We start from the raw sequence: 13,353 nt of genomic DNA on the forward strand, positions 1-13,353 counted from the left end.
GTTGATCCGGTCAGGCCGGGGTGGCCGCGCGGGCGCCGGCGCTCCACGGCAGGTTGGCCGCCAGTGCCTCGAAGCGCGGCAACACCAGGCGGGCACCGGCCGCCGTCAACTCCTCGACCGGGTGGTAGCCCCAACCGACGCCGACGGCGTCGGTGCCGGCGGCGCGCGCCATCTCCATGTCGAAGCGGGTGTCGCCGACCATCACGGTGCGGTCCGGGTCGGCGCCGACGGCCGCCATGGCGCGTAGCAGCATGGCGGGATGCGGCTTGCCGGGGGCGTCGTCGGCGGTCTGCACCGTGACGAACCGGCCCTCGAGACCGTGGCGTTCGACCACCGCGTCGACACCGCGCCGCGATTTGCCGGTCGCCAGCCCAAGCACGCAGCCAAGAGTCTCCAGGGCCTCCAGCGCCCTGTGCACGCCCGGGAACAGGGGTTCGTCGTGGTCGGGGCGGCTGCGCAGGGCGACAAAAGCCTGCTTGTAGAGCGCCGCCACATGACGGCGTTGCCCGTCGTTGGCGGACGGGGTGACGGTCGCCACGGCCTCCGCCAGCGACAGCCCGATGACGGCCCGCGTCGCGGTGTGTGGCGGGACCGGCACGCCGGCACCCTCGCAGGCCATCGCCATGGCCGCGATGATATTGTGCTGGCTGTCCACCAGGGTCCCGTCCACGTCGAACACGACCAGCCGCAGGCGGTCGGGTTCGGGGCCGGGCGGGCCATGGGCGGTGCTGTGGGGGGCATGGTTCATTCGGTGACGTTTTCCCTCGCATAGGTCGTGGCGGCGCGGCGCACCGTCATCATCATCAGCGGCATGACGCGCTCGGTGTAGGTGCCCATCTTGTCGGCGACCGACTGGCCCACGGGCGACCCGAAGAAGTCCGCCATGGCCCGCAACTCGTCCGCCGTGAAGGTCTCGGTCAGCGCCGACAGCACCGCCGCGCGTATCTCCGCGCGGTCGATGTGCAGCATGGCGAAGTCGATGAACGGCTGCCGGTGGGCCTTGGGCAGCATGCGCGCGACACGGATCACGCTGGTTTCCAGGACCGCCGTTGTCGGAACCGTCCGTTCGTAGCGTTCCGCCTGGGCACGCCGGTTGGCGGCGGTGTCCTCCAAGGCCAGGGCGGGACCGGCGAGGGCCGTCGACAGAGCGAGGCCGACCAGGGCGGCGCGGATCATCGGCGGTCCTCCAGCGCGGGTGCATCCTGCTGGCGGAAGCCGAAGTAGCGAAACGCCTCTGTCATATGGGGGGGCAGGGGGGCCTCCACAACAAGCGTCCCGCCGGCGGGATGCGGCATCGCCAGGTGGCGGGCGTGCAGGTGCATGCGCCGCGCGACCTCGGCCCCGCCGATGAAGGCGCCCTGACCACCGTACTTGCCGTCGCCCAGGATCGGGGTGCCCAGAACCATGGCGTGGGCGCGGAGCTGATGGGTGCGGCCGGTGCGCGGCTCCATCGCCAGCCAGGAGACCGTTCCGGCGGCGTCGTCCACCACCTGGTAGTCGGTGATCGCCGGCTTGCCCGTGGCGTCGTCCCAGACCACGCGCTCGCCCTTGGGACCGCCCTCCTTGCGCAGGGCGGCGCGGATGGTGCCGGCGCGCGGCTTCGGCAGGCCGACCACCAGCGCCCAGTAGACCTTGCGCGTCTCACGGCGGCGGAATGCCTCGGCCAGGGCCTTGGCCGCGCGCGCCGTGCGGGCCAGCAGCAGGACCCCGGAGGTGTCCTTGTCGAGCCGATGCACCAGGCGCGGCCGCTCGTCGTCGGGGTGGCGCTTGAGACCGTCCAGCATGGCGTCCAGGTGCCGGGTCAGGCCGCTGCCGCCCTGGGTCGCGAGCCCGGCCGGCTTGTTGAGCGCGATCAGCCACTCGTCCTGGTGCAGGATGGCGGCGCGCAGGTCGTCAAGGTCGCCAGTGCGGATCGCGGCCGCCGGCTTCGGGCGCGGCGCGGCGTCGTCCGGCGGGGCCGTCGGCAACGGGGGCACCCGCACCGTCTGACCGGCGGTCAGGCGTGTGCTGGCGCGGGCGCGGGCGCCGTCGACCCGCACCTGTCCGGTGCGCAGCAGTTTCTCCAGACGGCCGTGGGTCAGCGCCGGAAAGCGGCGCCGGAACCAGCGGTCGAGGCGCTGATCGGCCTCCTCGGCCGAAACCTGAATGCTCTGTACGCCGCCCACGGCGTCCCCTTTCCCTAGAAGAGCGCGCGGCCCAGCCATAGGCCCGCCAGCAGCGCCGTGACGCCGGCCACCACGGATCCGCCAGCATACAGCGCCGCGCTCCCGAACGCCCCGCGCTCCCACAGCGTCACCACGTCGAGCGAAAAGGTCGAGAACGTGGTGAAGGCGCCCAGGCCGCCGGTCACCAGAAACACGCGGGCCTCGACCGGGGCCGACCAGCGCCGGGCCAGGACCTCGATCAGCAGGCCCATCAGCAGCGATCCGGCAATGTTGACGACCAGGGTGCCCCACGGGAAGCCGTGCCCCAGCCACCGCGGCACCGCCGAGGTGACAAGATAGCGCGCGACGGCGCCGACGGCACCTCCCGCGGCGACGACGAACAGCAGCGAAGGCGACACGCGGAATGCTCCGGCGGCGGCAAGACGGCAGATGCCCGGGGCATAGCATCGGCCGGGCCTGACAACAAGGGACTCGCCTTGCACAGCAGGGGTGCGATCCGCGCGATCTGTTGGTTTCAGAGCGGAACGCCCGACTTCGAAATCACCATGCGAGTCCGTATTCGGACGTTCCGCTCTACAGCGGCTTGCGACAAACCGGCCGCGCCGCGCGATGTCGGTGTATCTCAACCATAAGGTGCGGTTCCTATCTCTAGCGCAGACTCACGCGCTAGGTCGCCGCGGCCACGCGGTTGCGGCCGGCGCGCTTGGCGCGGTACAGCGCCTCGTCGGCGCGCGTCAGCACGTCGGTCAGGGTCTCGTCGTCCGGATGCGGAGCGGCCACGCCGATGCTGATGGTGAAGGCCAGCGGTCCCGTCTCCGGGACCGCCATCGTCATGCCGCCGACGGCGCTGCGCAGGCGCTCGGCCGCGACGGCGGCGGCCTCCGGAGGAGTCTCCGGCAGCAGGGCGACGAACTCCTCGCCGCCCAGGCGGCACAGCATGTCGATCTCCCGGAGTTGGCCCAGGCAGCATTGGACCATGGCCTTCAGGGCATTGTCGCCGACGGCATGGCCATAGGTGTCGTTGATGCGCTTGAAATTGTCGATATCGAGCATCAGCACCGAAAGCGGGCTGCCGTAGCGGCTCGCGCGGCGCATCTCCCGGTCGCCCTGGTCCATGAGCTGGCGGCGGTTGCCGATCCCCGTCAGGGGGTCGGTGGTGGCGAGGCGCTTGAGTTCGTCCTCCATCGCCTTGCGGCCGGAAATGTCGTTGAACGACATCAGGACGCCGGGTTCGCCGTCGAGCGACATGGCGATGGCCGCGACCAGCGCCCAGAAACGGTGGCCGTCGAAGGCGATCACCTGGGCTTCGAAGTCCTCGACCTTCTCCTCGGCGGCCACGCGCGCCATCAGGTGGCGGCGATCCTCCGGCCGCGCCCAGATGCTGCGGTCGGCGCGCGACGGCGTCAGGCCCAGCAGCAGCCGCGCCCTCTCGTTGGCGTACATCACCCGGCCGTTGGACACCCGGCTGATGACCATGGGCACCACCGACGTATCGAGGATCGAGCGCAGCCGGGTCTCGCTGTCGCGCAGCGCCCGGGTGCGGTCCGCGACGCGCTGTTCCAGGGTCTGGTTGAGGCGGGCCAGGGCGTCGCGCTGGTGCGCGATGGTGCGGATGCGGTCGAAGGCGCGCAGCCCGGCGATGACCACGCTGATCAGCCGGGTGTCGGTCAACTCCGCGCGCGAGCGGTAGTCGTTGATGTCGTAGCGCAGGATCACGTCGCGTTCCGGCACGGTGCCGGGCTGCCCGGTGCGCAGGACGATCCGTGTGTCCTCGATGACCAGCGTCTCGCGGATGGTCCGCACCAGCCGCAGGCCGGCGTCCTCGGTCTCCATCACGACGTCGAGCAGGATGACGGCCACATCGCCGTGCTGCCGCAGGATGGTCTCGGCCTCGGCGGCCGAGCCGGCGTGCAGCAGGGTGATCCCGCGCTCCGCGAACCGCAGGTCGCGCAACACCATGCGGGTGATCGTGTGTACGTCCGGGTCGTCGTCGACGACCAGAATGGTCCACGGCGGCAACGCCTGATCCGGTTTCGTCGTCTCCGGCTCCGGCGCCCCTGCCGTTCCGGTGGCGCGCATCCCGGACCCCTGCGTGCTGCGGTGGCGGACCGTGGGACGTGCGCCGTAGCCGACGCGCGGCACCGCTCCCATGATTGCCCCTCGTTTTTTTGCCCCCGACCAATCGTGCGGTCGCCGAACCCACATGCCGCAACCAGCAGGATTGCCTCGCCGGCCTAGAATGCGCCGGGCGGCGGACGGACGCAAGCACCGGGGCAGACCTCGATGGGACCCCGCGCGACCATCGGCCCGCGCGCGCCGAGGGGATTGGACAGGGCCCCGTGCGGTGCCTACACTGCGCGCCGCGCCGCCTTCGTCCTATCCGGCCGGCGCCCCCTTCACGAACAGCGGCTGGATGGCCCCATGACGACACGCACCTCCCTGCGCAACCGTCTCCGGACCCTGGAGGCCCACCTGAAGACGGAACACCCGGGCCTGGTGGAGTTGATGCCTCTGTTCCGCCGTGTCGACCGGGTGCTGTACCGCACCGGCCTTCTGGACCGTAGCGAATCCCTGGCGGCGCGCATTCCGTGGTGGCCGATGATCAGCGTGCTGGGCACCTTTTCCGCCGGCAAGTCCACCTTCATCAACAGCCATCTCGGCGTCGCCCTGCAATCCACCGGCAACCAGGCCGTGGACGACAAGTTCACCGTCATCTGTTACGGCGAGTCCTCCGAGTATCGGGTGTTGCCGGGCACCGCGCTGAACGCCGATCCGCGCTTCCCCTTCTTCCGCATCAGCGACGAGATCGAGAAGGTGGCGCCCGGCGAGGGCAAGCGCATCGACGCCTATCTGCAACTCAAGACCGTTGCCAGCCCGCGCACCAAGGGGATGATCGTCATCGACAGCCCGGGCTTTGACTCGGACGACCAGCGCCGCTCCACCCTGCGCATCACCGACCATATCATCGACCTGTCCGATCTGGTGCTGATCTTCTTCGATGCCCGCCATCCGGAGCCGGGCGCCATGCAGGACACGTTGCAGCATTTGGTCTCCAAGACCGTGCGCCGCGCCGACCCGACCAAGTTCCTCTATGTGCTCAACCAGATCGACACCACCGCCAAGGAGGACAACGCCACCGAGGTGGTGGGCGCCTGGCAGCGGGCCATCGCCCAGGCGGGACTGGTGAGCGGGCGGTTCTACGCGATCTACAACTCGTCTGCGGCGGTCGAGATCGACAACCCCGAACAGCGGGCGCGCTACGAGGCCAAGCGCGACCATGATCTGCGCGAGATCGAAGGGCGCATCGACGAGATCGGGGTCGGCCGGTCCTACCGGGTGGTGGCGATGCTGGAGACGGCCATCAACGAGCTGGAGACCGAGCTGATCCCCGAATTGCGCAAGCACCTGGCGCGCTGGCGCAAGCGCGTCATGCTGGCGGACATCGGCTGGGGAGTGGTGCTCGCCGCCGCGCTGGGCGGGCTGGCGACCGTGCTGGATCCCGGCGTGCTGGATGCGGGCACCACCTGGCTGACCGGGACCGAGCCCGGGATCACGGAGGCCGCGGGCGCGGCCCCGGCCGGGACCGCCGGGACCAACGGCGCCGCCGTTGCCGAGGCGGCGGCGCCGCCGGGTGCGTCGGCCGACGCGGTGGCGACGGTCGCCGATCCGCTGACCCGGGCCTGGGAGACGGTGCAGACCGGGGCGACCGCCGCCGTGGCATGGCTGGGGGCGGCGCTCGGCGGCATCGGCCAGGGCACCGCGGCGGTGGCGGTCCGGGGCGTGGCGGTGCTGCTCGGGCTGTGGTTGCTGTTCCAGATCGGCCACCTGGCGGCCCGTGCGATCTTCGCCCGCCGGCTCGCCCCGCAGGTCCCGGAGGTGATGGGATCGGCCAACCTGCGGGTGCGCGAGGCCTTCCGACGCAACACCGGCTTCTGGACCCGGGTCTATCGCGGCCGCCCGGTGGGGTGGACCCACCGCGCGCTGCGGCGCTTGCAGGCGATCCGTGAGACCGCGATGGCGGAGGTTCAGCGCCTCAACGACCAGTACACCGATCCGTCGGGCCGCAAGGTCGCGCCGGCGCCGGCAGGGGTGCCGCAACCGCCGTTGACTGGCACCTCGGCGTTCGCGCCGCCGCCGGCCGATCCGCTGGCGGTGCCGGCGGCGGACACCGGCCGCGGCGGCGGCGCATAGGGCCGGCAAGCGGGGTGGGGCGGCGGCCTTACCCCGTCGCCAGCTCGTCCAGGCGCGGCGGCTTCTTGGTGCCCATGTGATCCACCTGCGCCAGGAACAGCTCGGCCGCGGCAATGGCGTCCATCATGGCGTTGTGGGCCTTGTAGCGCGGCAGCCCGTAGCGTTCCCGCGCCGCGTTGAGCCGCAGCGTGCCCGGGACCACGGAGCGTTGCGCGCGCTCCATCATCCGGCTTTCAAGGCGCAGCGTGTCCACGTAGGGCACGGTCAGCGGCAGTCCGTACAGGCTTTGACAGGCCGCCGTCAGGAACCGGCGCTCCACCGGCGCGTAGTGCGCCACCGGCACCCGGCCCGACAGGGCCTCCAGGACCTCGGGCAACACCGCGTCCAGCGGCGGCGCCGATTCCAGATGACCGTCCAGCAGTCCGTGGATGACCGCGGTCTCCTCCGGGATCGGCCGCGTGGGCCGCACCAGCAGGTGACGGGCCTCGCCGAGGCGGACCGCGCCGTCTCGGATGGGCACGAACCCAAAGCTCAGGATTTCGTGCTTGGTGGGGTCGAGGCCCGTGGTCTCCAGGTCGATCGCCAGATAGTCCACCTCGCACCAGGCGGTATCCAGCGTGGCATAGTCCATGCGGTAGTAGTCCCGCAGGGGACCCGGTTTCGCCATCAGCCAGAACATGCGGCGGGTCATGTCGAAGCCGAGCAGGTGCCTGAGCATGGCCGCGATGCGCTCCGTGTCGGGGCCGGCTGTGTCCTACATCCGGCCGGTCTGGTAGGCGGTCGCCAAGGCACCCTGCATGGTCTTGACCACCGAGAAGGCGTCCTTGAGCTGGTCGCGCTCGAAGTTCGACAGGTTGTCCACGCTCACATAGTTGTCGGCCTTCTTGTTCTCTCGGATGCGCAAGGCCTGGTGACGCAGGCGCATGGTGCTGATGAAGTCCCAGGCGTCGCGCAGATCGGCGGCTCCGTCCTTGGAGACGCTGCCCTTGTCGCGTGCGGTCTCCAGCCGGTCGAGGGTATTCACCGCGTCCGCGCCGGCGTCGAGGGCATAGACCCGCGCCAGATCGACGATGGGCACGATGCCGCGGTGCTTGAGGTCGAGGGTGTTGTCGTGCTCGCCGCCCTTGATGAGCACCAGGTTGCGGAAGAAGCCCAGCGGCGGCTGACGGCTGAGGGCGTTGGACGCCAGATAGGCGAGGAAGATGCCGTTGGACTGTGTCTTCTTGAGCACGTAGGCCCGCAGCTCGTGGAACAGGGCATGATTGCCGAAGATCGGCCGCATGTCGAAGAACACCGAGGCATGCATGAGCGCCTTCGGCTGCGGCTGGTCGATCCAGCGCGAGAAATAGGTCTTCCAGACCTTCAGCGGCTGGCGCCACTGGTCGGTCATCGCCATGACCTCGCCCGGGCAGTAGACGTAGCCGCAGATGTTGAGGCCGTCACAGACCATGCGGGTGAAGGTCTTGAAGTACTCGCCGTGCTTCTCCGGATCGTAGGCGTCGCTCAGCAGCAGGCAGTTGTCCTGGTCCGAGCGCGCGGTCTGCTCGTGCCGGCCCTGGCTGCCGGCGGCCAGCCAGACGTAGGGCACCGGCGGCGGCCCCAGGCGCTGCTCCGCCAGCGCCATCAGGCGCACGGTGGCGGCGTCCGACAGGGTGGAGATGACGTGCCCGATGTTGTGCGCCGACGCGCCGGTCTCGACCAGTTGCAGGATCAGCTCCGGCACCATCGTCAGGGCATCGCGCATGCCCTCGGCGGTGTCGCGCTTGTAGATGTCGCCGACCAGATAGACCGCCGATGTGTTCTGGGTCTGCACCAGGTTGGTGTTGGTGATGACCCCGGCCAGGGCACCGTCGCGCAGCACGGGCAGGTGGCGGATGTTGTGCCGGGACATGATCAGCATCGCGTCGAACAGGTAGTCGTCGGCCTCCAGATGCAGCGGATCGGGGGTCATGACCTGGGACACCGGGGTGTCGTAGGGCAGCGCCTTGGCCACCACGCGGTTGCGCAGGTCGCGATCGGTGAGGATGCCCACCGCCCGGTCGCCCTCCACCACCAGCAGGCACGACACCCCTTCCCGCGACATGCAGGCGCCGGCGGCGTGGATGGTGGCGTCCGGCTCGATGGTCACGGGCGGGCGGCGCAGCATGTCGCCAAGGCGGATGCTCATCAGGTTGAGCTGGCCGTGTCCGTGGCCCTGGTTGCTGACGGCGCGGCCGGTGCGCAGCCGCGCTCCGCCCAGCGGCTGGAAGTAGTAGGCGAACTGCTTGTAGCGCTGGCGCAGGGTGTGGAAGGTCTCGGCCGGCAGGGCGTAGATCAGGCTGTCTTCGATGGCCGTGACGGTGTTGACAGCCTCGCCCCCGCGCAGCAGGGCGGCGGCCCCGGCGGCCTCGCCCTCGCCGGCGCGGGCCAGCACCTCACCTGCCGGATCGCGGGTCTCCAGCGCGCCGGTGCGCACGATGTAGAGGTGCTCCACCGTGTCGCCGACGGTGATGATGGTCTTCCCGGCGCGTGCGTACCGCGATTGCAGGCTCGCGACCGCGGTCTCCAGCGCCTCCGGCGGCAGCATGTCGAAGGGGTGGTAGGCGGCGAGGAAATCGCCGATCTCGATCAGTTCCACATCCATCGGGGGCCTCGTCTGGCCGGGCGTCCGCGCGCCCGCGCGCGCCCTCGGTGTCAGAATGCCTGCTCCTCCCGCCAAAGAAAAGCGCGAGCCCCGAAACCCCGGGGCTCGCGCCGTGCAGGAGCCGTCCGGTCCGGGCCTCGGGCGCGGACCGGCGCGGGACGGGACCTATTCCGCGGCCGTGGTGACGCGCGGGGTGCGGATGTCTTCGACCATGTGCTGGATGTGATCCGGCGGGGCCGCCGTGATCTTCGAGATCAGAGTGGCGACGATGAAGTTCAGGACCATGCCGACGGCGCCGATGCCCTCGGGGGAGATGCCGAACAGCCAGTTCTCCGGCACGTTGTCGATCACCGGTTCGATGAACACCCCCTTGTAGAGGATGATGTAGCCCATGGTGAACGCCAGGCCGGTCAGCATGCCGGCGATGGCACCCTCACGGTTGATCTTCTTGGAGAAGATGCCCATCAGGATGACCGGGAACAGCGACGAGGCCGCGAGCCCGAAGGCGAAGGCCACCACCTGCGCCACGAACCCGGGTGGGTTGTACCCCAGATAGCCGGCGATCAGGATGGCGACCGCCACCGCGATGCGTCCGGCCATGAGTTCGCTCTTCTCCGAAATCCCCGGTGTCACCGCGCCCTTGAGCAGGTCGTGCGAGATGCCGGAGGAGATCACCAGCAGCAGTCCGGCCGCGGTTGACAGCGCGGCCGCGATACCGCCGGCGGCCACCAGGGCGATGACCCAGTTGGGCAGGCCGGCGATTTCCGGGTTGGCGAGAACCATGATGTCGCGGTCGACGCTCAGTTCGTTGCCCTGCCAGCCCCACTCGCTGGCCTGCTCCTGGAACGCCGGGTTGTTGTCGTTGTAGTACTGGATGCGGCCGTCGCCGTTCTTGTCTTCGAACGACAGCAGGCCGGTGGCTTCCCAGCGCTCCATCCAGTCCGGCCGCTCCGCGTACAGCAGGTTGCCGTCCGGGCTGCCGATCTCGCCGGTCTGAACGGTGGTGGTCAGGTTGTAGCGGGCCATGGAGCCGACCGCCGGGGCGACGGTGTACAGCAGGGCGATGAACAGCAGCGCCCAGCCGGCGGAGGCGCGGGCGTCGCGCACGCGCGGCACGGTGAAAAAGCGCACGATCACGTGCGGGAGGCCGGCGGTGCCGACCATGAGCGCGAGCGTGATGCAGAACATGTCGATCATGCTCTTGCCGCCCTCGGGGTAGGCCGCCGTGTACTGGGTGAACCCGAGATCCTGGACGATCTGGTCCAGCTTATCGAGCAGGAAGGTATCGCTGCCGCCCACGGTGCTGCCGAACGCGACCTGCGGGATCGGGCTGCCGGTGAGCTGCATGGCGATGAACACCGCCGGCACGGTGTAGGCCAGAATGAGCACGCAGTACTGCGCCACCTGGGTGTAGGTGATGCCCTTCATGCCACCCAGAACGGCGTAGATGAACACGATGCCCATGCCGATGATCAGGCCGGTCAGCAGCTCCACCTCAAGGAAGCGGGAGAAGACGATGCCGACACCGCGCATCTGGCCGGCGACGTAGGTGAACGAGATGAAGATCAGGCACACGACCGCCACCAGGCGCGCCGTCCGCGAGTAATAGCGGTCACCAATGAATTCCGGCACCGTGAACTTGCCGTACTTGCGCAGGTACGGGGCCAGCAGCATGGCCAGCAGCACGTAGCCACCGGTCCAGCCCATGAGGTAGACCGAGCCGCCGTAGCCCAGAAAGGCGATCAGGCCGGCCATCGAGATGAACGACGCCGCGGACATCCAATCCGCCGCGGTGGCCATGCCGTTGGCCAGCGGCGGCACCCCCTTGCCGGCGACGTAGAATTCGCCCGTGCTGCTGGCCTTCGACCAAATGGCGATGCCGATGTACAGCACGAAGCTGAGACCCACGACGATGTAGGTCAGCGTTTGCAGATCCATGTTCCCTGTCCCCCCTGAGGCCTACTGCTCGTCGACACCGTGCTTTCGATCCAGCGCGTTCATGCGGATGGCATAAACCGCGATCAGGATAAGGAAGACGTAGATGGCGCCCTGCTGGGCGAACCAGAATCCGAGCTTGAAGCCGCCGAACTCGATGGCGTTGAGGGGCTCGACCAGAAGGATGCCGAAGCCGTAGGAGACAACGAACCAGATCACCAGGCTGACCGCGATCAAGGTTACGTTGGCCTTCCAATAGGCCGCCCCGCCATTTTCCGAATTGTCGGACATTGTTCCTACCTCCCACATGAGACCGGGCCGCACCGGCATGAATACTGATTCGGCCTGTGCGTGCCAGCTTTCTGTACTGTTCTTGCAGGGGCGCGGCTACCGCCTAGCAGATCGCCCGGATACCGGTCGGCGATCACCGCTGCCGACGCGCTGTGTCGGGGGCGGTGACCCGCTACCGCGTCCCGAGCCCGTCACTGAACCAGCGTCCCCCCGGGGAGGCAAGCGGAAAACGCGTGATTCCGGGAGTTTAGACGCGAACACCGGGAACGTGATGCGGCCGCGCCGGAGCAGTGTCCGCGCGCGGCCGTCTCAAGGGGGGCACCGGATGAACCGGCGCGCGGCCGGTGACGGCCGAGTCTCGCCGGGGCAGCAACGGCGGGACCGCTCAGGCGGCGCGGGCGGCGTCCCGGATCGGCGCCACGGTCTCGGAGACCGCCGCGCGCGCGGCCGCAATGCGGTCGTCCTCCGCGGTCAGGTGACGGTCGGCGGCCACCACCGTGACGTCGGTGATGCCCAGGAAACCGAGGATGTGGCGCAGGTAGGGGGTGGCGAAGTCGATCGCCGAGCCGGCCGCGGTGCCGCCGCTGGCCATGGCGAGGATGGCGCGCGTGCCGGTCAGCAGCCCTTCGGGGCCGTCGGCGGTGTAGCGGAAGGTCTCGCGGGCGCGCGCCACCATGTCGATCCACGCCTTCAGGGCGGCCGGCGGCCCGAAGTTGTAGACCGGCAGACCGATGACGATCACGTCGGCGGCGCGCAGCTCGGCAACGAGCGCATCCGAGAGGGCCAGGACGGCGCGGGCCTCGGCGGTGCGCGCCGACGGATCGGTGAAATTGGCGGCGATCCAGGCGTCATCGACGAACGGCGCGGGGGTCTCGGCCAGATCCCGAACGGTGACCGAGACCGGACCGGTTTCGGCCAGGGCGGCGATCACGCGGTCGGTCAGATCGCGGCTGACAGAACCGTCGCGGCGGGCGCTGGCGTCGATGCGCAAGACGGACAGCGGGGCTGTGGGGAGGGTCATGACGGGTCTCCTCGCGGGTGGGTCGGGCGGCCGGGCGCCACCGATGAGGAGAACCCTATCTGTTGCCTTCCGGCGGAAAAACAGGGTAGAAGAAAACTCTCTGTTCTCCATAACGCAACATAAAACCGGTAACGATGAGCCGATTCCCATGAGCCGATTCCCATGAGCCGATTCCCATGAGCCGATTCCCATGAGCCGATTCGGGGACATGCTCACCTTTGTTCGCATCGTCGAGGCCGGCGGCATCACCGGCGCGGCGGCCCGCCTCAATGTAGCGAAATCGGCGGTGAGCCGGCGCCTGGCCGATCTGGAGACCCGGCTCGGGGTGCAGCTCGTCACCCGCACCACGCGCCGCCTGACGCCGACCGAGACCGGGCGGGCCTTCTACGAACGGTGCGTGCGCATTCTGGCGGACGTGGAGGAAGCCGAGCAGGCCGTGTCCGCGGCCCACGCCGACCTTCGCGGCACCCTGCGGATCGCGGCGCCGCTGTCGTTCGGTGTGCGGCATCTCAGCCCGGCCCTGGCGGCGTTCGTGGAGACCCATCCGGCCGTGTCCGTGGACCTGGACCTGAACGATCGGGCCGTAAACCTGGTCGAAGAGGGCTTCGACCTGGCGATCCGCATCGGTCGGCTCGGTGATTCGAGCCTGATCGCGCGCCGGCTGACGGCCGTGCGCCGGGTGGTGGTGGCCAGCCCGCGCTGGTGGGCGACGCACGGGCATCCGACTCGGCCGGCGGATTTGGCGCACCACGTCGCCCTGAGTTATGCCAACGTGCCGGAGTCGGAGACCTGGGGGTTCGTGCGCGCTGACGGCGGGTCGGTGCCGCCGGTGCGCATCCGGGCCAACAACGGTGACATTCTGGCCGACATGGCCGAGGCGGGGCACGGCATCACGCTGCTCCCCACCTTCCTGTGCTACGAGCGCATCGCTGCCGGCCGGCTGGAGCCGGTGCTCCCGCAGGTCGCGTTTCCGCCGCTCGATGCCGTGGTGTTGTATCCGCCGACGCGGCACCTGTCGCACCGGGTGCGGGCGTTCATCGACTTCATCGCCCGGCGCTTCGGGGACCCGCCGTACTGGGACGAGGGTCTGCCGTAGCGCGGATCGCGATCAATCGGACCCACGACGT

Annotated in this window: 12 protein-coding genes; 2 read left to right on the forward strand and 10 right to left on the reverse strand. The window is 69.6% G+C overall.

What is annotated here, in order from left to right; all coding sequences use genetic code 11:
- Nucleotides 1-10: 10 nt before the first annotated feature.
- The 5 genes from GGD88_RS09040 to GGD88_RS09060 all read right to left on the reverse strand — a co-directional run bounded on the left by GGD88_RS09040 (nt 11) and on the right by GGD88_RS09060 (nt 4,244).
- The gene (locus GGD88_RS09040) at nt 11-748 is read right to left on the reverse strand and encodes an HAD-IA family hydrolase (RefSeq protein WP_184434431.1); all 738 of its coding nucleotides are present in this window, start codon (nt 746-748) and stop codon (nt 11-13) included.
- Complete coding sequence (locus GGD88_RS09045; RefSeq protein ID WP_184434434.1) at nt 745-1,176, reverse strand: DUF2059 domain-containing protein; 432 nt, start codon at nt 1,174-1,176, stop codon at nt 745-747. Before GGD88_RS09045 ends, GGD88_RS09040 begins: the two co-directional genes overlap by 4 nt.
- Nucleotides 1,173-2,165, reverse strand: a complete 993-nt coding sequence (locus GGD88_RS09050) for an RluA family pseudouridine synthase (protein ID WP_343056322.1) — start codon at nt 2,163-2,165, stop codon at nt 1,173-1,175. The genes GGD88_RS09045 and GGD88_RS09050 overlap by 4 nt, the downstream gene beginning before the upstream one ends.
- Before the next feature lie 14 nt (nt 2,166-2,179).
- The gene (gene crcB, locus GGD88_RS09055; RefSeq protein ID WP_184434439.1) at nt 2,180-2,563 is read right to left on the reverse strand and encodes a fluoride efflux transporter CrcB; all 384 of its coding nucleotides are present in this window, start codon (nt 2,561-2,563) and stop codon (nt 2,180-2,182) included.
- A gap of 268 nt (nt 2,564-2,831) precedes the next feature.
- Complete coding sequence (locus GGD88_RS09060; RefSeq protein ID WP_221237071.1) at nt 2,832-4,244, reverse strand: diguanylate cyclase; 1,413 nt, start codon at nt 4,242-4,244, stop codon at nt 2,832-2,834.
- Nucleotides 4,245-4,586: 342 nt separating this feature from the next.
- Here GGD88_RS09060 and GGD88_RS09065 point away from each other — a divergent pair, with 342 nt between their 5' ends.
- A complete protein-coding gene (locus GGD88_RS09065) occupies nt 4,587-6,356 on the forward strand; it encodes a dynamin family protein (protein ID WP_184434441.1) in 1,770 nt (589 codons plus the stop codon).
- A 28-nt stretch (nt 6,357-6,384) separates the two neighbouring features.
- Here the strand turns inward: GGD88_RS09065 and GGD88_RS09070 are convergent, their stop codons facing one another.
- The 5 genes from GGD88_RS09070 to GGD88_RS09090 form a co-directional block, all read right to left on the reverse strand.
- Nucleotides 6,385-7,074: an exonuclease domain-containing protein gene (locus tag GGD88_RS09070; protein WP_221237072.1), complete on the reverse strand. Its 690-nt coding sequence runs from the start codon at nt 7,072-7,074 to the stop codon at nt 6,385-6,387.
- Nucleotides 7,075-7,110: 36 nt separating this feature from the next.
- The gene (locus GGD88_RS09075) at nt 7,111-8,979 is read right to left on the reverse strand and encodes a putative nucleotidyltransferase substrate binding domain-containing protein (RefSeq protein ID WP_184434442.1); all 1,869 of its coding nucleotides are present in this window, start codon (nt 8,977-8,979) and stop codon (nt 7,111-7,113) included.
- Nucleotides 8,980-9,144: 165 nt separating this feature from the next.
- On the reverse strand, nt 9,145-10,917 hold the full coding sequence (locus GGD88_RS09080; protein WP_184434443.1) for a sodium:solute symporter family protein: 1,773 nt from the start codon (nt 10,915-10,917) through the stop codon (nt 9,145-9,147).
- Between the two features lie 21 nt (nt 10,918-10,938).
- On the reverse strand, nt 10,939-11,223 hold the full coding sequence (locus GGD88_RS09085) for a DUF4212 domain-containing protein (protein WP_343056324.1): 285 nt from the start codon (nt 11,221-11,223) through the stop codon (nt 10,939-10,941).
- Nucleotides 11,224-11,590: 367 nt separating this feature from the next.
- On the reverse strand, nt 11,591-12,226 hold the full coding sequence (locus GGD88_RS09090; RefSeq protein ID WP_184434448.1) for an FMN-dependent NADH-azoreductase: 636 nt from the start codon (nt 12,224-12,226) through the stop codon (nt 11,591-11,593).
- Nucleotides 12,227-12,434: 208 nt separating this feature from the next.
- On the opposite strand from GGD88_RS09090, the gene GGD88_RS09095 reads away from it, so the two are divergent.
- On the forward strand, nt 12,435-13,322 hold the full coding sequence (locus tag GGD88_RS09095) for a LysR family transcriptional regulator (protein WP_246423664.1): 888 nt from the start codon (nt 12,435-12,437) through the stop codon (nt 13,320-13,322).
- The last annotated feature ends 31 nt before the right edge of the window (nt 13,323-13,353 follow it).

Source organism: Roseospira goensis, assembly GCF_014197795.1.
In the GTDB taxonomy this organism is placed as follows: domain Bacteria; phylum Pseudomonadota; class Alphaproteobacteria; order Rhodospirillales; family Rhodospirillaceae; genus Rhodospira; species Rhodospira goensis.

Bases quoted from the DNA above. Each gene is read 5' to 3' on its own strand.
- GGD88_RS09040 (WP_184434431.1), bottom strand. From the start codon at position 748: ATGAACCATGCCCCCCACAGCACCGCCCATGGCCCGCCCGGCCCCGAA.
- GGD88_RS09045 (WP_184434434.1), bottom strand. From the start codon at position 1,176: ATGATCCGCGCCGCCCTGGTCGGCCTCGCTCTGTCGACGGCCCTCGCC.
- GGD88_RS09060 (WP_221237071.1), bottom strand. From the start codon at position 4,244: ATGCGCGCCACCGGAACGGCAGGGGCGCCGGAGCCGGAGACGACGAAA.
- GGD88_RS09065 (WP_184434441.1), top strand. From the start codon at position 4,587: ATGACGACACGCACCTCCCTGCGCAACCGTCTCCGGACCCTGGAGGCC.
- GGD88_RS09070 (WP_221237072.1), bottom strand. From the start codon at position 7,074: ATGCTCAGGCACCTGCTCGGCTTCGACATGACCCGCCGCATGTTCTGG.
- GGD88_RS09075 (WP_184434442.1), bottom strand. From the start codon at position 8,979: ATGGATGTGGAACTGATCGAGATCGGCGATTTCCTCGCCGCCTACCAC.
- GGD88_RS09080 (WP_184434443.1), bottom strand. From the start codon at position 10,917: ATGGATCTGCAAACGCTGACCTACATCGTCGTGGGTCTCAGCTTCGTG.
- GGD88_RS09085 (WP_343056324.1), bottom strand. From the start codon at position 11,223: ATGTGGGAGGTAGGAACAATGTCCGACAATTCGGAAAATGGCGGGGCG.
- GGD88_RS09090 (WP_184434448.1), bottom strand. From the start codon at position 12,226: ATGACCCTCCCCACAGCCCCGCTGTCCGTCTTGCGCATCGACGCCAGC.
- GGD88_RS09095 (WP_246423664.1), top strand. From the start codon at position 12,435: ATGCTCACCTTTGTTCGCATCGTCGAGGCCGGCGGCATCACCGGCGCG.